Below are 19,249 nucleotides of genomic sequence, written 5' to 3'. Positions count from 1 at the left end.
TTGTCAACTTCAAAATTAGATTTGACCACTTTGAAAAAACCCACTATTTACAAATGTTTTCCATATATTCGTTTCCTATTCTTCTACAAAAGTAGTGAATTAGTTTATTTACTGATAAAAGGGGTACAATCACTCGTCACTCTGGTTATTTTCAATGCATACAACGGGACAAAATCGTACCATATGAAAGCCTCACTGACTATCCTATAGCATGTATACGTTATCTCTAATTATACGAGTATCAACCATAAATTTAACATTTAATTACAAATTATCAAAAAATACAGCGTTTGAGCGTTCTGTAAAATACCTGTAACATTTTTTATAGTGGCTGTTCAAAAAATCTGATAATTAAGATGGTCTGCATTTATTTGTTGCTTCACAGGTCCTAGCGTTCCCACAATGCATTATTAGTCATACGTAAATTGCTATTAAATCTTATTGTTATCGTCTTTTGAACACTCACATTTAGTTCCTTTTTACGTAAAGGAAATTAGTAAGGGAGGAAATTAAATTCATGAAAAAAATCGTACTTACATTGATTTTAGGTTTTATATTTGTCTTAGCAGCATGTGGATCAGATGAAACTGATTCCAGTAAAGCATCTGGAAGTAAATTGGATGAATTAAAAGAATCCGGTAAAGTCACGATCGGTTTTGCCAATGAAAAACCGTATGCTTATGAAGAAGATGGGGAGCTCAAAGGAGCCGCTGTAGATATTGCGAAAGCTGTTTTTAAGGAATTAGGAATAGAGAAAGTGGACAGCAAACTAGCTGATTTCGGGCAATTAATTCCCGGATTAAAAGCTGGTCAGTTTGATGTAATTACAGCTGGGATGGCAATTAATCCAGATCGCTGTGAGAACGCTGCTTTCGGCGAACCAGAAATGAAATATGGAGAAGGATTAATTGTCAAAAAAGGAAACCCATTAAACTTAAAGAGTTATAAAGATATTGCTGATAATCCAGATGTTACGGTATCTGTCATGTCTGGCGCTACAGAAAATGTATTTTTAAAATCAGAAGGCGTTAGCGAAAAACAAATAACGAATGCTGAAGATATACCGGCTACTTTTTCAGCGGTGGAGTCCGGTCGAACTGACGCGACCACCGGTACAGAGATGACGATTAAAATGGCCCTCGAATCAGTTAACTCCAATAAGCTTGAATTTGTCGAAGGATTTGAGCAACCTGATGTTGAAGGAGTTCCAAGCTATGGTGCAGCTGCTTTTCATTTAGACAATACAGATTTACGTGATGCGTATAACGAGAAGTTAGCTAAATTAAAAGCTGATGGGACAGTAGCGGAATTATTAGAAGCAAATGGCTTTAGTGAGGCCAACAATATGGTCGAGGACGACGTTACGACAGAGAAGGTTTGTAATGGGGATATTTAAACCCACTATTCAAATTTCAACCCCATTTTATTTTAAAAGTGCGTGGTAAAAAGGATCGAGGTCGGCTATGGTCTCAGGCGTTCTTGAAAAAGAAACACACTTTTTCTGCGCGCGATGTATTGCTGTCATAGCCTTGTGCTTCTAACAATCAGTGGGGGTAAATCCCCGCTGGTTGGAATTTCATTGTTGTTTTGATAGAGGTTCACTATGTTGTTATCCGATACGATCAAGTTAATCTTCAATCAGTGGGGGTTTTACACTGATTGTTAGATAAACGAATTGGCATTTAGGTGTTGTTATCTCCCACTTAGACTTGTTGCAGTACTGATAACTCCTGAATTGGGAGTCTTCCAGCACCTTATATACGAAACGCAAGTCTTAGATGTTGTTCAACTGGATGGAACGTATTTCTTTGCTTGCTGCTCTAGTTTAAAATATAGGAATTAAATTCCATTCCGACAATTATGGAATAGCAATCAATTTGCTTAAGCGATTCCTTCTACCTTTGAACGCGTCATTTTTAAAAAGTCTTCTACACTATTGAACAACAAACAAGATTACAGTTGCTTTCCTCATTATTAGATAAGTGAAACACCAAAGATTATTAAGGAGTGGTACTCATTCAGGCAATCATAGAAATTTTTCCCGATTTAACAAAAGGGTTAACCATTACAATTACGGTTTTAATTGGAGCTGCCTTTTTTGGCTACTTATTTGCGTTTATTGCCGGATTATGCCGTATGTCTTCTAATATGTTTCTTCGTAAATTCACAGGATTTTATGTAGAAATTTTTCGTGGTACTTCTTTAATTGTACAATTGTTCTGGCTCTACTATGCGATTCCTATGTTATTCGGTATTGAATTAGGAAGTAATTGGTGGGCAGGGGTTATCGCTATTTCTTTAAATTACGGGGCTTACATGTCAGAAATCGTGCGTGGATCCATTCTTGCTGTTACAAAGGGTCAATCTGAAGCAGCAACGGCTTTGAATATGTCACGTTATCAGCGCATGCGATTTGTCATTTTGCCGCAAGCAATTCGGATGATGCTTCCTGAGTTTGGAAACTATTCCATTCAAATGCTAAAAGCTACCTCCCTCGTTTCCCTTATCGGTATGGAGGATATTCTTTATCATGGAAATATTATTCGTAGCACAAATTTATCACAAGCACCTACCGTTTATTTGCTCGTCTTAGTATTTTATTTTATTTTAGCCCTTCCGCTTATATTTTTAACACGTAAGATGGAGTCGTTCTCAAAGAAGGGAGTGGCTAGTGGATGAATAATTGGAGTTGGGACGTATTTGCAGATGCCTTCCCGAAAATTATCGATGGTCTTGGCATCACACTCGGCTTAACTATAGTCTGCTATGCCTTTGCCCTTGTATTTGGATTTTTTTGGCTGTTTATAAAAATGATTCCTTTAAAGCCTCTCCGTTTGTTGGTTACATGGATTATGGAGTTTATTCGTTCTACTCCTCCGTTAGTCCAGCTGTTTTTTATTTATTTTGCTTGGCCAATGGTTCCTGTTGTTGGTTTTGCATTGAACGAATTCACCAGTGCGGTGCTCGGTTTAGGTATTCACTTTAGTACGTATATTGCGGAAGTGTACCGATCTGGAATTGAAGGTGTAGGAAAGGGGCAATGGGAAGCCGCAAAGGCATTAAATTTTTCCAAACGTAGAAAATGGACGAAAATTATTTTGCCGCAAGCAATCCCGCCAACGATTCCCATGCTTGGGAATTACTTAATCATCATGTTTAAGGAAGTTCCATTAGCATCAACAATTGGCGTTGTCGGTATTCTCCATATTGCGAATAGCTATGGGGCGCAAAATTGGACATATTTAGAACCATTAACCATTGTTGCAATTCTTTTCTTAGTTTTAAGCTATCCATCTGCTATAATCATAAACAGAATAGAGAAAAAAATGAATCGACGCTTTGATAAAAAAGAAGTTTTAACCAGAAGTAAAGGAGCGACAGCATAATGATTGAACCAATCGTCACATTTCAAGACGTTCATAAATCCTTTGGAAATATTAAAGTATTAAAAGGAATCGATTTAGATATTCGTCCAGCAGAAAAAGTCGCGATCATTGGACCGAGTGGATCAGGTAAAACTACCATCATTCGTATGCTTATGACTCTGGAGGAACCTACATCTGGAGATATAATCGTAAACGGTACAAACTTGTGGAAGATGGAGAAAAAAGGAAGGCGTGTTCGTGCTCATGAAAAGCATTTACGAGCAGTACGCGGTGATATTGGCATGGTATTCCAGCATTTCAACTTGTTTCCTCACATGACTATCTTAGAAAATTGCATGACGGCTCCACTGCACGTAAAAAAGGAACCAAAGGAAGAAGTGAAGAAACGTTCGCTTGAAATGTTGGATCGGGTTGGCTTAGCAGATAAAGTCGATCAATATCCGAGCCAGCTGTCTGGTGGACAAAAACAGCGAGTAGCAATGGCTCGAGCACTTGTTATGCGACCAAAAATTATGTTATTTGATGAGGTCACTTCCGCGCTTGACCCAGAATTAGTAGGAGAAGTGTTACAGGTCATCCGCGATATTGCCCAAAACGATGACATGGCAATGATCCTTGTAACTCACGAAATGGACTTCGCTTTAGATATTGCCGATAAAGTGCTGTTTTTAGATGAAGGCGTGATAGCTGAACAAGGATCAGCTAGTGAAGTTATCGAGCATTCTAGTAATCAACGCTTACAGGAGTTTTTGCATCGTTTCCGAGCATAAATAACAGCACCCTGACTAAGCAGCTTTCTGCCTAGTAGGGTGCTATTACTAATGAAAGAAAGAATGGAAGTTCCTCTAGCAAAAAGACGTAAAGACCTGCCTTTATTCACATTTGCTCACTTTACAATACTTTTTCGGGAATAGCACTAAAACTACAATGAAGAATGGCAAACTCCATCTACCTTCAATAGCTATACCGCTATCCTCAATTGTTGCTGCGCCCCTGCACACCAGGCTTGGATAGGTGCCGTTTATTTATCCAGACGCGATTATGATTTGTATTCTCAGGAAATTTTTCTCCCGCTTCTAACTTAATTTGCTGGGGATCATTTACGTTGCTTCCTGTCTCCCCGCTTTCAATGTAAACACCATTATTAGGCGCCTTGTCACCAGAACGAAATTCTGATCGCTCACCCATGTTAATCACTCCTTACATGTTTGTGTTTCCTATTTTGCCTCATTTTCACAGGTTTATAATTAGGAAATATAAAGTAAATTTCCCACATCGTTTTATTATTTTCTCCTGCAGTTGTTAAGTGAACGAACAGAATATCTGTACAGTTCGAGCATGAGTATCTGTGAGTGGAACAAAAAAATGCACAGTTTTAGCATAAGCTAACTATAAGTGAGCAGGAGTACCCTTTAGATCGAGCTGGGTTCTGCCCTTATCGCGAATGTGACTATCATTTCGAGGATGTCTATTTTCCTTATCGAACGAAAACACCCTAAGATCGGCATAGCGGCTTATTCCCCACTTACTTGCCGAAGCAAATAAAAACTATTCGCGGTAAAAATAGATGCACTCGCGCTTCCATTCAAAGTCTATACAAAAACAGCAACCCATGCTAGACTGGTTGCTGTTTCTCAATTATTCTGTAGGATCTTCGCCAATAATTCGTACTTCTCGCTCTAAATTCACACCAAACTTTTCCTTGACAGTAGATTGTACAAAGCGTATCAATTCAATGTATTCTGTTGCTGTGGCATTATCTTTATTCACGATAAAGCCGGCGTGTTTTGTAGATACCTGTGCACCACCAATTTGTTTTCCTTGCAGGTCGCTATCTTGAATCAGCTTTCCAGCAAAATATCCTGGCGGGCGTTTAAATACACTACCGCAAGAAGGGTATTCCAATGGCTGCTTCGACTCTCGTTTAAACGTGAGATCATCCATAATGGCTTTTATCTCTTCGGCATTTCCTGTTTGCAATGAAAATGTTGCTTCTAATACGATATATCCTTTTTCAGGTATATTACTTGTTCGATAATGCAAGCCAAGATCAGCAGCAGGTAGAGTTAGGACCTCCCCTTCCCGAGTTATCACTTTTGTACTTTCCAGCACGTCTTTAATTTCTCCACCATACGCTCCTGCGTTCATATACAAAGCTCCGCCGACGGAACCAGGTATACCACAAGCAAATTCAAGTCCATGTAGACTTTCCTTTAGTGCTTGCTGAGAAGCATCAATGATTCTTGCTCCGCTTTGTGCTATAATTTTATCGTCTTCTCTCCAAATGGAGTTAAGCTTTTTTAAATTCATGACAATGCCACGAATGCCGCCATCTTTTACTATTAAATTGGAGCCATTTCCTAACAGCGTAAAGGCTATTTCTTCTTGGTTAGCAAGTTTTACAATTGCCTGTACTTCCTCATACGTTTCTGGTGTGACTAAGAAATCCGCCTTCCCTCCCAATCGAGTATACGTATGGTTTCTTAATTGTTCGTCCACCATCACATTTTTCTCGGATGTTACTTCCGTTAATTTGCCGTACATATGATGATTCCTTCCCACACCTATCATTCCTTTTATAGTTATTCGCCCATATTATTGTAAGCTATTGAACTTGGTCTTGCCACAGAAATTCATAAATATAACGATCTACCTTCCTGCTTTCATGTAGGTCACTATGTCCTAATCTTCTATCATTGATAACGATCTCTGTCAATTGTTGATGCGGTACTATATTACGTAACGCATGCACGCTTTCTGGAACTGCTATCGCATCTCCTGTGCTGGAAATGCTGAGCACTTCTGTATGCTTTGGAAAAGATCGATCCCTTAAATGTTGGAGCGCTTTTGAATCAGGTCGTAAGTCGATTGCAGCTGGATCATGGTTAATTTGAAAGTATTTTTCACTATAAATCCCATCAAATGGACTCCCTATCGCTACAAACTTGTGGACGGACGGATATGATTTTCCTTGAAATTGCTTTATATATTCCAATGACACAATTCCCCCCATCGAATGTCCGACAATATTGACATCATCAACACCATATGTCTGCTGCATATCTTTTAATACATTCGCTAACCAGCTAGAAGTCATATCAAAACTAGCCCGATTATCTTCAAAGATTACTTGAACATAGAGCGGTTTTTCTTCCCCAAGTCGTGGATAATATTTCTTTACTTCACCTTGTTTTGTTACATAATAAATAAGCGCTTTATTCCCCCATTTATACTCATGCTCAAAGCGCTGCAGCATAAATCCAAATGAATTTTCAGTACCTTTATATCCATGCACGAACAATGTTGGTCGAATTTTATCAAAATTGGAAATTGCTCTATTCGGCATCCAGGTAAGTATGATAAAGACTATGATGACTAAACCGAAAGATCCTACACTAAACATCTGTTTTTTATTCAAGAAAAACCTTCCTCTTTCATTATACTAACGAAGAATAGTCCAATAGCCAGTAAAAGGCTACACTTCTTTATCATTAAATTCTCCGTCAGACCGGCCTTTTTAACCTCTCTTGAGCAAGAACGAATCATTTTTCATTTTATGAAACATTCATCATAACATACGCTCACTTTTTATATTATATCATGGTCGAAACGGATTTTCCTGTGATAATAAAATGAAACTTTGATTAGTGAAGGTTCTTTTCCCTACGCACAACTATAGTTTAATCTAAAGACCTCTTAAAAGAATAGACATGTAAATTGCAATGGAATACTGTAATTATCAACTGCACATATTGTCGATGACCAAGGCAGAAACTGCTCTAATCTTTCTTTGCTCGTGTGAACCATATTGGGAAATTCCTTAAATAAATATTAAAGATAATGAAATGGGCTTCACCCATTTTCCTGTGCGGTTTCCACAATGCTATAGACAGTTGCGCTGAAAGTTGCTCCTCTTGCCGTATTACTGAACAACCAACTTCTTTTTTCCTATAACGAAGGGCTTGATTGTTTCCTGTACGGTACAGCCACGTGTAGGATGTTGAGGTGGCAGTCTGTTCCGGTTCGGAAAGAACCTGTAGCGTCATTTCATCCACATGGGGCTATCTTAGTTTAAAAGATGCGATACAGTTGGTTATAAATAAGAGAGGCAAGTATTGGCTCGATAAGTGATCCAATTTGCCAACGTTCGCCGGGAAATGGAAATACCAAAGCGTTCTAAATGCTTTTACTTCAATATAGAGGCATGCTCTCCGCATATTTTGGATAAGCGATAGCGGATGGAGATGCTAGACTTCCCAATAATACAGGCGCCGACATATTTGCTGTCACGGTAGGTATTTGTATACCACCTGTGCTCGCATAAAATGATACACAAGTTAAATACGATGAAAAATGGCTTGTTTGTCTGTAAACGTTGTAACATAGGTAAACCCGATTTGGCGTAATAGTTCTATGGCGCCAGTCACACCATATCCAACGGTCGTTGCGACATGGGCATCAGAACCAACAGTAATGATCTCCCCTCCGCATGCTTTATATAACCTTAAAATATCATTACTCGGCATAGCATTTGGTAACCCGTATCGGAAGCCAGATGTATTGATTTCAATTCCTTTACCAGCAGGAATGATTTCTTGAAAAATCTTCGTCAATAAGTCATGAAAATCATACTTGGCTTGTTTATTTTTTGTATAACGTTTGACTAAATCAATATGTCCTAAAACTTGAAAGTCTTTAAAATGAGTAACGCAGTAAAGTAGTTCTTCATAATATTCTCGGTATGCATCCTCGACTGTTTGCTGTTGAAAAAAATCACTTGTATGAAGGGACTGCTTATTCGTTGTGTGCATGGAGCAAATAACAAAATCAAAATATGCTGCGTTTACTATTTGTTGGCAACGGCTTAATAAATGGGGTTGAACACCAATCTCTAATCCTTTGCGTATCACAATCTGATCTTGATATAAACGCTGCATTTCATTGATTTTCGCATCATAGTTTGGTAAATCAAGAGAAAAATCAATAGTCGGGTCTGGATAATCTTCATCGATATGCTCTGTAAAACAAATTTCTGTTAACCCTTTTTGAATCGCCACTTCAATTGTTTCCTCCATCGGTGTTTCACAATCAGCAGAAAAATCACTGTGGATATGAAAATCAAACATAAAAAATTCTCTCCCTTTGGTTGACTTTTTAATCTATAATTATTAGAATACTATATAACTTTACTTAGATAAAGTGATAAAGCGATAAAATGTATTTAAAAACGTAAATCTAAAGTCGCATCGTTGCTGGGCGATGGAGCCGGACGTGGCTATTCAGTTATTTCGTTATCCAGAAGTACCTCATTTTATACTTTCTTATCTTACAAAAGAAAGGAGAAATATCACCATGCAACCTTTATTACAGACATCCTGTTGGGGGAACAAGCTTCTTCAACAGCGAGACGAATTACTTTCCATTTTAAAGCAGCGCGTTAAAACTTACGGATACAAGCAAATACAGACAGCAGCATTTGAGCCTTATGATCTTTACGCAGCTAACCCTAAAATCGTGAACACTGACGATATGGTCAAAATTATGGATACATCTGGAAAGGTACTTGTCCTAAGACCTGATGCTACCATCCCGATAACACAGCAAATCGCTGCCAATCAGGTAAATGTAAATGACGCTGCACGTTTATTCTATATTATGGATGTTTTTGGTTACCGATTTGAAAACGAGCAAAAAAAACGTACGCAAGCGGGTGTGGAATATTTTACTAACCGTACACCAACTGCTGATGCCGAAGTTATTGCACTAGCCATTCATATATTAAAAGATTGTGGTTTTCCTACATTTAAATTTGAAATTGGTCATGCTGGTTTTTTTCGTGCATTAATGGCACAAGCGAATCTGGCTGATGATCAAATCGCTCCATTGCAAACCTTTATTCAAACAAAAAACATCGCCGAGATGGCCGAGTATTTAGCAACTCTCCCTATTAATGAAACATTAAAACAAGCGATGCAGCATATCCCTTTTCTTTACGGAGAGCCAAATCAAGTGATGGAGGAAATCAAGCAGCACGGAGTAAATGGGATGGTGCAAACAGAACTGAATTATTTGATCGATGTATACGATAGTATTCAAGCTTATGAATTGACCGATCAGATTGTATTTAACCTAGGGCTGATCAATGATATGGACTATTATTCAGATGTTATTTTCCAAGGATTTGTCAATCAAGCTGGAAAGCCTGTCGTCATGGGTGGAAGATACGATCGGTTAGGGGATCGCTTTGGAGCACATATCCCAGCAATTGGATTTGCTTTTGATGTCGATTTATTATTCACAGCAGCAAATCAACACGGCTTGATCAAGGATTTAAGCTCAGATGAACCCATTGCGATTTATTATGATTTTCAGAAGCAAAAAGAAGCTTTAGCGATAGCTCTTCAGTTACGTGAACAAGGCTATGCCGTCACTAGCTATCTGAAACAAAGTGATCTACAGACCATACCTGAAATGGGGGAACAGATTCATTACGAAGCAGATCAACCTACACTATATCAGAAAGGGCGTGCTTATCCGTTTCTCGATGTATCTGACCTAGTCAAATTGCTAAAAGAAAGGGGGAATTAAATGGCAGAGTTCACGATCGCCGTTGCCAAAGGTCGGATAGCAGATCATTCTATTAGACTATTAAACACCATGGGGGTTACATTTGAGCAACTAACTCCTTCTAGCCGGAAACTTGTTTTTTATAGCAGTGACAAAACCATACGATTGATTTTCGTTAAGGCAATTGATGTCCCTACGTATGTAGAAAAAGGGGCTGCAGATATGGGGATTGTTGGAAAAGACAATATTTTAGAATCACAAGCAGATGTCTATGAAGTACTCGACTTAAAAATCGGCACTTGTAAATTTGCCGTTGCTGGAAAACCTGGTCAGCAATTGGATGCATTCCAGTCATTAACGATAGCAACAAAATATCCAACCGTCGCAAGAAATTACTTTTCTCGTAAAGGCAAGCCAATCGAGATCGTCAAACTAAACGGTTCTGTCGAATTAGCACCAATCATTGGTCTGGCGGATGTCATTGTCGATATTGTCGAAACCGGTAATACATTAAAGGAAAACGGATTAGTTGTCTTGGAGCAAGTAGAGTCGATTAGTACGAGACTCATTGTTAATAAAGCAAGCTTCGCACTTAAATCTGTAGCGATACAGTCGTTTATCAATACATTTAAACAAAGCTTGGAGGAATCGACATGGAACGCTTAACAGCGATGCAATACTGGGATAAGAAACAGAAAAGAGCCCAACGTACCCAGCAAAAAGAAAAAGCACTTGATCAAACTGTCCTAGAAATTATTCAGTGCGTACGAAACGAAGGGGATCAAGCAATTCGCTCCTTTACGGAAAAATTTGATGGGGTGAGCATAGAGGCCTTTATGGTTACAGAAGAGGAGTTCAATGAAGCTAGAAAGTCCGTCTCCCCTTCCTTTATAAAAGCGGTGAAAACCGCTGCGGAAAATATTACCCAATTCCATGAAAAACAGCTCGAACAGTCTTGGCTTGATATGAGCAAAGCTGGAACAATGGTTGGACAAAAAGTGACTCCTTTAGATCGGGTAGCCATTTATGTACCGGGAGGAAAAGCAGCTTATCCATCGACGGTGCTTATGAACGTCATACCAGCTAAAATTGCCGGTGTGAATCATATTTATCTTACTACACCTCCACAAGCAGACGGTAAAATCAATCCATATGTATTAGTAGCAGCAAAAGAAGTTGGCGTCGAAACAATTTATAAAATCGGCGGAGCCCAATCGATTGCAGCTTTTGCTTATGGTACAGAAACCATACCAAAAGTACAAAAGATTACTGGACCAGGAAATGCCTATGTAGCGAGTGCTAAAAAATGGGTGTATGGCGATGTAGCGATTGATATGATCGCAGGACCGAGTGAAATTTGCATCGTTGCTGATGAGACAGCGAATGTAAATTTTATAGCAGCAGACCTGCTTTCACAAGCAGAGCATGATGAAGAAGCACAAGCGATTTGTATTACGACAAGCATAAAACAAGCTGAGGCAGTCGAGCTGGCAGTACAAGAGCAAACAAAACGCTTGGCACGAAAAGTGATTATTCAAAAATCACTAGACCAGCACGGGCAGATAATTGTTGCCGATACAATGGATGACGCATTTGCCATTGTGAATGACATCGCCCCGGAACATTTACAATTGATGATTGCCGAACCTATAGAAAAGCTTGGAGCGGTTAAGCATGCAGGTGCGATATTTTTAGGCAATTATTCCCCAGAGGCATTAGGGGATTATGTAGCAGGTCCAAATCATACATTACCGACAAACGGCACAGCAGCATTCGCCTCCCCGCTCGGCGTCTATGATTTTATGAAAAAATCAAGCGTGATTTATTATGATAAACGCTCTCTGTTAGCCGCTGCGGATACCATTATAGAGTTAGCCAATACCGAGCAGCTAACTGCACATGCCCAGTCTGTGCAAATACGAAAGGAGGAGTAGCACGATGCGAAGCTATGAAGTCAACCGATCGACAACAGAAACAACCATCGCTTTAAAGTTAACTATCGACGGTACTGGTGATTCGTCAATTGAAACAGGAATCGGGTTTTTCGATCATATGCTAACGTTATTAACCAAGCATGGATTATTCGATTTACAAGTAGATTGTCAGGGAGATTTAGAGGTGGATCAGCATCATTCCGTAGAGGATGTTGGCATCGCATTTGGCGAAGCCTTCCGCAACGCTTTAGGAGATAAAGCTGGAATTACGCGTTATGCCAGTGTTACTACTCCGATGGATGAGGCGCTATCGACCGTGTCCCTTGATTTAAGTGGTCGATCGTATCTCGTCTATCAAGTAGAAGGTTTAAAAGATAAAGTAGGTAATTTTGATACGGAACTGGTGGAAGAATTTTTCCAAGCGTTTGCTAGTAATGCGAAAGTAACTTTGCACATTCATAACGTTTATGGGAAAAATACGCATCATATTATTGAATCCATGTTCAAAGGATTCGGCCGTGCCCTTGATATAGCAACACAGAAAAGCGGAAGAGTGATAGGCATTCCCTCTACCAAAGGAACACTGTAAGAGGATAACAGCAGATTGGCAACAAAAGCTTCCCAGCAACTAGACAGACGTGAAATTCCAGCAAGCGAACCTGCTTTAGCGTTTAAACAAAAGAAGCTTGTCTAATGATATGTATTCAAAAAACAAGAAAGCTGTGATGGCAAGACCACCACATAGCGAAAAAAAGACCCTCTTTTTCATGTTCGATTCAGATGGTAGTCTCTATCCTGTTTTTTATTTAGAGAAAAGCACACCTATTTAAAAGAAAGGAGCGAAACCATGATTTCCATTATCGATTACGGCGCTGGCAACATTAAAAGCCTGCAATTTGCCTTAGAAAAAACGGGAATGAACTCCCAAATAACAACCGATGAAGTAACCATTAAAAAAAGTGATGCTATTATTTTACCGGGTGTCGGTGCCTTTCAGGACGCTATGCGAGCTCTAAAAGAACAAGGATTAATTTCCATTATTAAACAGGAAGTTGCAAAGGGAAAACCGCTCCTTGGCATCTGTCTCGGAATGCAATTATTGTTTGAATTAAGTGAAGAAGATGGAGAAACAGAAGGCTTTGGCTTTTTAACCGGGAAGGTACGTAAAATTTCCGGTAACGTAAAAGTTCCACATATGGGCTGGAATAATCTCATCAAGCATAGAAATATCCCGTTATGTAATAACCTTGCGCCTGATGCATTTGTCTATTTTGTCCATTCTTATGCAGCTGATGGATTAGACACAAATACACTTGTTGCCAGTACAATATACGGAGACACCATACCCGCTATTGTGCAACAAAATAATATTGTCGGAATGCAATTTCACCCGGAAAAAAGTGGTGCAACAGGCCTGCAACTATTAGCAAATTTCAAGGAGATGATACGATGATTTTATTTCCTGCCATTGATATAAAAGACGGGAAATGTGTTCGATTAACACAAGGAAATTACGATCAAGTGAATATTTATAGTGATTCACCAGTCACCGTTGCGAAAGAATGGGAAGCACAAGGCGCAGCATACCTACATCTTGTTGATTTGGATGGGGCAAAATCAGGCGTTTCCACCAATCAGCCTTTCATCCGGGAAATTGCTAAAGAAACAAGCCTACCTACCCAAGTTGGAGGTGGTATCCGTAGTTTACAAGTTATGGAAGCATACCTATCCGCAGGAATTGATAGGGTCATTTTGGGAACTGCAGCTATAAAAGATGAGACTTTTTTGCAAGCCGCCCTCACCCAGTACCCTAATCGAGTTGCTGTATCCATCGATGCGCGAAATGGATATGTTGCAACAGATGGATGGACAAAGACAAGCACTGTCAACGCCATCGATCTTGTCAAAGAATTAGAAAGTATGGGTTTGCAAACAGTCATTTATACAGATATTTTAAAAGATGGTATGCTGAAAGGTCCTAATTTTCAAGGGCTTGCGCGATTACAAGATGCTACTTCGATGGAGATTATCGCTTCAGGCGGGGTAACAACCATCAAAGATATTACGGCACTAGCAAAGATGGGGTTGTATGGGGCGATTATTGGAAAAGCACTTTATGATGGCTCACTCACTTTGCCAGCAAGTTTGGAGGCAGTAAAAACATGTTAGCTAAGCGGATTATTCCATGTTTAGATGTTGATAAAGGTCGTGTTGTCAAAGGAAAAAAATTTACCGACATTCAAGATGTGGCCGATCCTGTGGAATTAGCCAAACGATACAATCAAGATGGTGCAGATGAGCTTGTTTTTTATGACATCACAGCTTCCAATGAGAATCGGGATATATTTATCGATATTGTAGAAAAAGTGGCTGCCGAAATTGCAATCCCCTTTACAGTTGGAGGCGGAATTCGCACCATTGAGGATATACACCGTGTATTACGAGCAGGTGCTGATAAAGTTTCCATTAATAGCGCTGCTGTCCGCCACCCAGCATTGATTACAGAAGCAGCGCGGAAATTTGGCTCCCAGTGCATCGTCCTATCGATTGACGCCCAGCAAATGACTAAAAATTATTGGCAGGTCTATATCAATGGCGGCAGAAAGCAAGCATCTCTTGACGCTATTGACTGGGCAAAGCAAGGAGAAGCACTCGGTGCAGGTGAGCTTGTTCTGAATGCCATTAATACAGACGGGGAAAAAAATGGCTATGATTTAGACTTGATACAAGCTATTGCTTCAACAGTAAATATTCCGATCGTTGCCAGTGGTGGTGCTGGTAAAAAGGAGCACTTTGCTGAAGTTTTGCAAGCAGGCTATGCAGATGCAGCTTTAGCCGCATCCGTATTCCATTACAGTGAAATACCCATACCAGCATTAAAAGACTATTTAGATAAGCAAGGTATTCCGGTGAGGAGAGATAACGATGAAACAAGTGACTTTTGATGACAATGGGCTTATTCCTGCTATTGTGCAGGATGCGGATACAGGTGAAGTGTTAACATTAGCTTATATGAATGAGGAAGCAATAGAGAAAACATTAGCTACTAAAGAAACGTGGTTTTATAGCAGAAAGCGCCAAGCATTATGGAACAAAGGAGCGACGTCTGGAAATCAACAAATCGTTCAGTCGGTTTCTTTAGATTGTGATCAAGACGCTATTTTATTACAAGTAAAACCGCTCGGTCCAGCCTGTCATACAGGGGAAAGTACTTGTTTCCATCAAGAGCTTCTTCAAGATCAACCTGCTTCTTTTACCATGATAAATCAATTAACTGAAAAAATTAAAACTCGAAAGGAAACCCCCATTGCAGATGCATATACAACATACTTATTTCAGGAAGGCATCGATAAAATTTTAAAAAAAGTTGGAGAAGAAGCAAGTGAAGTTATCATTGCCGCTAAAAACTACGATAAAAAGGAAATAACTTGGGAAATTGCTGATTTGACCTATCATACGCTTGTACTGATGGAGCTGTTGGACATTTCCGTTGCTAATATTAAGCATGTGCTACAAAAAAGGCATATACAAAAAGGGGATTCAAAATGATGAAGTATTGGAGTGAGGTAGCCAAACGCTGTACACCTTACGTCCCCGGTGAGCAGTTAAATGATTCAACTATTATAAAGCTAAATACGAATGAAAATCCTTATCCACCATCACCAAACGTACAGTCAGCAATTAAGAAAGAGATGGAGCAAGCATTGCACCTCTACCCATCTCCGACGGTTGATAGTTTAAGAGAAGCCATTGCCAAACAAGAGGGTACGACCAAGGAATCTGTTTTCGTAGGAAATGGATCAGACGAAGTGCTCGCTTTTGCGTTTATGGGACTGTTTTCGCCATATCGAACGATCCGTTTTCCGGCGATTACGTATAGCTTTTATCCTGTTTATGCGAATCTATTTCAAATTCCATATGAAAAAGTACCTTTAATGAGTGATTTCACATTAGATGAAACAGCATTTTTTCATTCAGAAGGTGGTGCCATTTTACCAAATCCAAATGCGCCTACCAGTATTTTTACCAGTTTAGATTTGATGGAGAACATTGTGAAACATAACCCTGACAATGTCGTGATTATTGATGAAGCATATGTTGATTTTGCACCAGAGACTGCTGTGGCACTAACGCACAAGTATGAGCAACTACTGATTGTAAAAACTTTTTCAAAATCACGTTCTTTGGCTGGATTACGCGTTGGCTATGCGATCGGGCATCCACATTTAATTGAGGCCTTAACCCGTATCAAGGACTCCTTCAATTCCTATACCATTGACCGTCTGGCAATAGTCGGAGCAAAGGCAGCGATAGAGGATACCGCTTATTTTAAGCAAACGACACGACACATTCTCCAAACTCGTGAATGGACGCGTGAGCAATTGGAAGAACGTGGTTTCAGCGTCCTGCCAAGCGCTACTAATTTTCTATTTGTCCACCATCCCATCTATGAGGCGGAAAAATTATATCAACAGTTAAAGGAGAAAAAAGTCCTCATTCGTTATTTTCGTAACCAAGGTATTACAGATTATATGCGGATTACCATTGGTACAGACGAGATGATGAGGAAGTTTCTGCTAGTGTTGGATCAGGTAATGGAGGGTGAGTAGCGATGATGTTGTTATTTAGTGAGAAAAGGATCGATAAGAAATAGTAACGTCTTCGGCAGAGCTTAAAATCGGGTAACCTGACTAATGGGCTACCCGTTTGATTTAATTTTACCCCGAATGTAAGTGCCGTAAGATCTACTTCGGTAAGCTCAAGTAGACACAGAAAAGCCTAAACAGGGACCAACCGGGGCCTAAATTTCGGATTCGTTCAAGAGCCTTTAGGTCACCCCTTATGGTACAAATATTTATTCGAGGATGCCCCCCAATGATTGAATTGTTATTTTATATGAATGTTTCAACTTTGGCATCTTTCTTTAGTGCATCTACTCGTTTTTGTAATTGTTCATTTGTTTTTTCTTCTTTTAGGGTTTGCTTGATTCGATCTTTCAAATCTTCTAGTTTGCCTATTTCTTCACTTTGTTCCTTGATTTGTTTATAATAATCTTCCACTTCTTTATCTGTTACTTTTATGTCAAATTCGGACTCCAAGTATTGCGAAGTGATCAGATTATCTCTTAACATGCTTTTAAATTGGTCTTCGTTCAGCTGAAATTGTTCCAAAGCAGTATTTAAGCGTTCTGCGCCTTCTTTTTTAATGGTATCAAATTCTTTCTGTACTTCATCATCCGATACTTCAATCCCTTTATCGGAAGCGTCCTGATTTATTAATTGTTGATTTATAAGCATATCTATCGTTTGTTGTTTTAACTGATCATTATCCACATCTTGATTAAACTGTGTATTCATCGTTTTCAACTGCAAATAAGCAGGGTTGTAACGATCTCCTTTTATTTCTTCACCATTTACAGAAACCACAGCTTTTCCTTTATCAACTTTTTCTTCATCCGTTATTTTAACAGGCTCCGGCTGTTTTCCTCCGTCTTCTGTATTGCCTTCTTCCTGTTGCTCCTCTTGTTGTGCCGTTTTATCCTCTTCATTGTCTCCTCCGCAAGCAGCTAATACCATTGCCAGCGTTAAGGTTAATGCAAATATGATCCACTTTTTCATCAAGCCATCCCTCTTTTCATTTTGAGTGTCCTTTTCATTCAAACATATTTTGTACAAGCTTTGCAAGTAGTCCAAAACAGCGATGCCACTCTCTAAAGCTACTATGCCTTGCTTTAAGCCATATATTTACAGTTTAACAACAAATGAACGGCTAAGTACCATGATTATGCCACAACTGTTGTCACCTTCTGTATTTATTCTACACTACATACGACATACAATTCAAACAAGCGCTTACGATAAGAAAAAGACTGGCGGCGTATGAATTTTGAGCTTCGGAGCACGACTTTTCGGCTGCGGCGCACAACTTCATCGATGTGATGCGCGGCTTTCTTGCTGTGGCGCGTGACTTTTGCGATGCGGTGCACGACTTTCTCGATGTGGTGCGTGACTTTTACGATGTGGTTACACGACTTTGATGCGGTGCACGACTTTTACGCTACCATGCGCCACTTTGGGCGATGGCTTGATTTATCAAAAGGGTTGCTGAATTTCAACGTGGCATTACTGGGGTGCTAGAATCCGACAAGACATTTGTTGGTCTGCACCGTAAAATGATCGGTACGGTCATCTTCACGTGGCAATATTACATCATCTTCCATGAAAAAGAACCCTGCGATTTAACTAGGGCTACTGAAAAATCATCAGATTTTCAGTGGCCTCCAATATAATTCAGGGCCCTTTTTTTAAAGGATAGCTTTATTTTAAAGTTGCATCTATTTCCTTAATCATTTCTTGAACAGAAACAAGTCCACCACCTGAAAGATACCAGAATTCTGGATCTAAGTAAGCGATATTATCGTTTTTAAATGCTTTCGTTTCTTTTACCAAATCATTTTCGACAATATTCTTTGCTGCTGGTTCCTCACCAATGGCAGCACTACGGTCAATAACATATAATAAATCTGGGTCCTGCTCCATCACATATTCAAAGGAAACATTCATACCATGCGTAGATGCTTCAATGTTTTCATCTACAGCTGGTACGCCAAACACATCATGAATGATTCCGAAACGGGACTTAGGTCCATAAGCACTAATTTTATCGTCGTTTGCTAACGTAATAAGCGCTTTTTGATCCATGTCTTGTGCTTTCTTATTTAGTTCTTCTATAGATGAATCAATGGCAGCTAGCTCTTCTTCTATTTCCGATTGCTTATCAAAAATTTCTCCTAATGTATTCATGTTTGCTTTAAAGGACTCCATATAATTCGTTGTATCTACACCTAAGAAAACAGTTGGAGCAAGTTCTGCTAATTGATCATAGACAGCAGATTGACGACCAGAAATAAAAATAACATCTGGATCGATTTCAGCAATTTTTTCAAAATCAGGTTCTTTTAGGCTTCCAACATTTTCGTAATCATCACTTTCATATTTTTCTAAATAAGATGGGATTACGCCACCTTTTGCTACACCAGCAACTTCAATTCCTAATTTATCCAATGAATCAAGTACACCAAAGTCAAATACAACTACTTTTTCGGGGTTTTTTGGCACTTCTGTGTCGCCTAACTCTTGCTTAATTTCGATCGTTTCAGCTTCTGCCTCTTTGGAGTCAGCCCCTTTACTATTACTGCTCTCTTTATCATCACTATTTGAACCACAAGCAGCTAAAGTTAAAACAAGCAGACTTGCGAATAAAAAGAATAACGTTTTTTTCAACATATTAAATTCTCCTTTTTTTCTTCATCAATTTTATTACCAAACACGTTATATAAGTATTACAACCAAAATAGATTTC

At 39.3% G+C, this 19,249-nt stretch carries 19 protein-coding genes; 13 read left to right on the top strand and 6 right to left on the bottom strand.

Features of this window, described 5'->3' with window-relative positions; genetic code table 11:
* Window positions 1–517 precede the first annotated feature (517 nt).
* The 4 genes from ehuB (at window position 518) to ehuA (ending at window position 4,156) form a co-directional block, all read left to right on the top strand.
* On the top strand, window positions 518–1,396 hold the full coding sequence (gene ehuB, locus BKP57_RS14805; RefSeq protein WP_072741845.1) for an ectoine/hydroxyectoine ABC transporter substrate-binding protein EhuB: 879 nt from the start codon (window positions 518–520) through the stop codon (window positions 1,394–1,396).
* Window positions 1,397–2,016: 620 nt separating this feature from the next.
* Window positions 2,017–2,679, top strand: coding sequence for an amino acid ABC transporter permease (locus tag BKP57_RS14800; RefSeq protein WP_072742446.1), 663 nt, complete (start codon window positions 2,017–2,019; stop codon window positions 2,677–2,679).
* Window positions 2,676–3,386, top strand: coding sequence for an ectoine/hydroxyectoine ABC transporter permease subunit EhuD (ehuD, locus tag BKP57_RS14795; RefSeq protein WP_050351340.1), 711 nt, complete (start codon window positions 2,676–2,678; stop codon window positions 3,384–3,386). Before BKP57_RS14800 ends, ehuD begins: the two co-directional genes overlap by 4 nt.
* Window positions 3,386–4,156 carry an ectoine/hydroxyectoine ABC transporter ATP-binding protein EhuA gene (gene ehuA / locus BKP57_RS14790; protein ID WP_050351341.1) on the top strand — a complete coding sequence of 257 codons (771 nt, stop codon included), beginning with the start codon at window positions 3,386–3,388 and terminating at the stop codon, window positions 4,154–4,156. The genes ehuD and ehuA overlap by 1 nt, the downstream gene beginning before the upstream one ends.
* Before the next feature lie 205 nt (window positions 4,157–4,361).
* Here the strand turns inward: ehuA and BKP57_RS14785 are convergent, their stop codons facing one another.
* The 4 genes from BKP57_RS14785 to BKP57_RS14765 all read right to left on the bottom strand — a co-directional run bounded on the left by BKP57_RS14785 (window position 4,362) and on the right by BKP57_RS14765 (window position 8,512).
* Window positions 4,362–4,574: a YjzC family protein gene (locus tag BKP57_RS14785; RefSeq protein WP_050351342.1), complete on the bottom strand. Its 213-nt coding sequence runs from the start codon at window positions 4,572–4,574 to the stop codon at window positions 4,362–4,364.
* Between the two features lie 450 nt (window positions 4,575–5,024).
* Window positions 5,025–5,930 (bottom strand): UDP-N-acetylmuramate dehydrogenase, encoded by a 906-nt coding sequence (gene murB, locus BKP57_RS14780; protein WP_232231181.1) that lies wholly within the window; start codon window positions 5,928–5,930, stop codon window positions 5,025–5,027.
* 61 nt (window positions 5,931–5,991) lie between these two features.
* Window positions 5,992–6,804 (bottom strand): alpha/beta fold hydrolase, encoded by an 813-nt coding sequence (locus BKP57_RS14775; RefSeq protein ID WP_050351344.1) that lies wholly within the window; start codon window positions 6,802–6,804, stop codon window positions 5,992–5,994.
* 919 nt (window positions 6,805–7,723) lie between these two features.
* Entirely contained in the window at window positions 7,724–8,512 is a 789-nt protein-coding gene (locus BKP57_RS14765) for a histidinol-phosphatase HisJ family protein (protein WP_050351346.1), read from the bottom strand.
* Between the two features lie 226 nt (window positions 8,513–8,738).
* On the opposite strand from BKP57_RS14765, the gene BKP57_RS14760 reads away from it, so the two are divergent.
* The 9 genes from BKP57_RS14760 to hisC all read left to right on the top strand — a co-directional run bounded on the left by BKP57_RS14760 (window position 8,739) and on the right by hisC (window position 16,497).
* On the top strand, window positions 8,739–9,974 hold the full coding sequence (locus BKP57_RS14760) for an ATP phosphoribosyltransferase regulatory subunit (protein ID WP_072741843.1): 1,236 nt from the start codon (window positions 8,739–8,741) through the stop codon (window positions 9,972–9,974).
* Complete coding sequence (gene hisG / locus BKP57_RS14755) at window positions 9,975–10,619, top strand: ATP phosphoribosyltransferase (RefSeq protein WP_050351348.1); 645 nt, start codon at window positions 9,975–9,977, stop codon at window positions 10,617–10,619.
* Window positions 10,607–11,887, top strand: a complete 1,281-nt coding sequence (hisD, locus tag BKP57_RS14750) for a histidinol dehydrogenase (protein WP_072741842.1) — start codon at window positions 10,607–10,609, stop codon at window positions 11,885–11,887. Before hisG ends, hisD begins: the two co-directional genes overlap by 13 nt.
* Before the next feature lie 4 nt (window positions 11,888–11,891).
* Window positions 11,892–12,476 carry an imidazoleglycerol-phosphate dehydratase HisB gene (hisB, locus tag BKP57_RS14745; RefSeq protein WP_050351350.1) on the top strand — a complete coding sequence of 195 codons (585 nt, stop codon included), beginning with the start codon at window positions 11,892–11,894 and terminating at the stop codon, window positions 12,474–12,476.
* Between the two features lie 258 nt (window positions 12,477–12,734).
* Window positions 12,735–13,340: an imidazole glycerol phosphate synthase subunit HisH gene (hisH, locus tag BKP57_RS14740; protein WP_072741841.1), complete on the top strand. Its 606-nt coding sequence runs from the start codon at window positions 12,735–12,737 to the stop codon at window positions 13,338–13,340.
* Window positions 13,337–14,056, top strand: coding sequence for a 1-(5-phosphoribosyl)-5-[(5-phosphoribosylamino)methylideneamino]imidazole-4-carboxamide isomerase (hisA, locus tag BKP57_RS14735; protein WP_072741840.1), 720 nt, complete (start codon window positions 13,337–13,339; stop codon window positions 14,054–14,056). Before hisH ends, hisA begins: the two co-directional genes overlap by 4 nt.
* The gene (gene hisF, locus BKP57_RS14730) at window positions 14,050–14,832 is read left to right on the top strand and encodes an imidazole glycerol phosphate synthase subunit HisF (protein WP_072741839.1); all 783 of its coding nucleotides are present in this window, start codon (window positions 14,050–14,052) and stop codon (window positions 14,830–14,832) included. The genes hisA and hisF overlap by 7 nt, the downstream gene beginning before the upstream one ends.
* Window positions 14,813–15,436: a bifunctional phosphoribosyl-AMP cyclohydrolase/phosphoribosyl-ATP diphosphatase HisIE gene (gene hisIE / locus BKP57_RS14725; protein WP_072741838.1), complete on the top strand. Its 624-nt coding sequence runs from the start codon at window positions 14,813–14,815 to the stop codon at window positions 15,434–15,436. Before hisF ends, hisIE begins: the two co-directional genes overlap by 20 nt.
* A complete protein-coding gene (gene hisC / locus BKP57_RS14720) occupies window positions 15,433–16,497 on the top strand; it encodes a histidinol-phosphate transaminase (RefSeq protein ID WP_050351355.1) in 1,065 nt (354 codons plus the stop codon). Before hisIE ends, hisC begins: the two co-directional genes overlap by 4 nt.
* 282 nt (window positions 16,498–16,779) lie before the next feature.
* Here the strand turns inward: hisC and BKP57_RS14715 are convergent, their stop codons facing one another.
* Window positions 16,780–17,505, bottom strand: a complete 726-nt coding sequence (locus BKP57_RS14715; RefSeq protein WP_072741837.1) for a SurA N-terminal domain-containing protein — start codon at window positions 17,503–17,505, stop codon at window positions 16,780–16,782.
* A gap of 699 nt (window positions 17,506–18,204) precedes the next feature.
* Window positions 18,205–19,170 (bottom strand): siderophore ABC transporter substrate-binding protein, encoded by a 966-nt coding sequence (locus BKP57_RS14710; RefSeq protein ID WP_050353433.1) that lies wholly within the window; start codon window positions 19,168–19,170, stop codon window positions 18,205–18,207.
* Window positions 19,171–19,249 lie beyond the last annotated feature (79 nt).

Origin of the sequence: Virgibacillus sp. 6R (assembly GCF_001895305.1) — a bacterium.
GTDB lineage: Bacteria > Bacillota > Bacilli > Bacillales > Amphibacillaceae > Virgibacillus > Virgibacillus pantothenticus.
The sequence above is the reverse complement of the archived record's forward strand: the minus strand, read 5'-3'. Positions and strand labels throughout refer to the sequence as shown.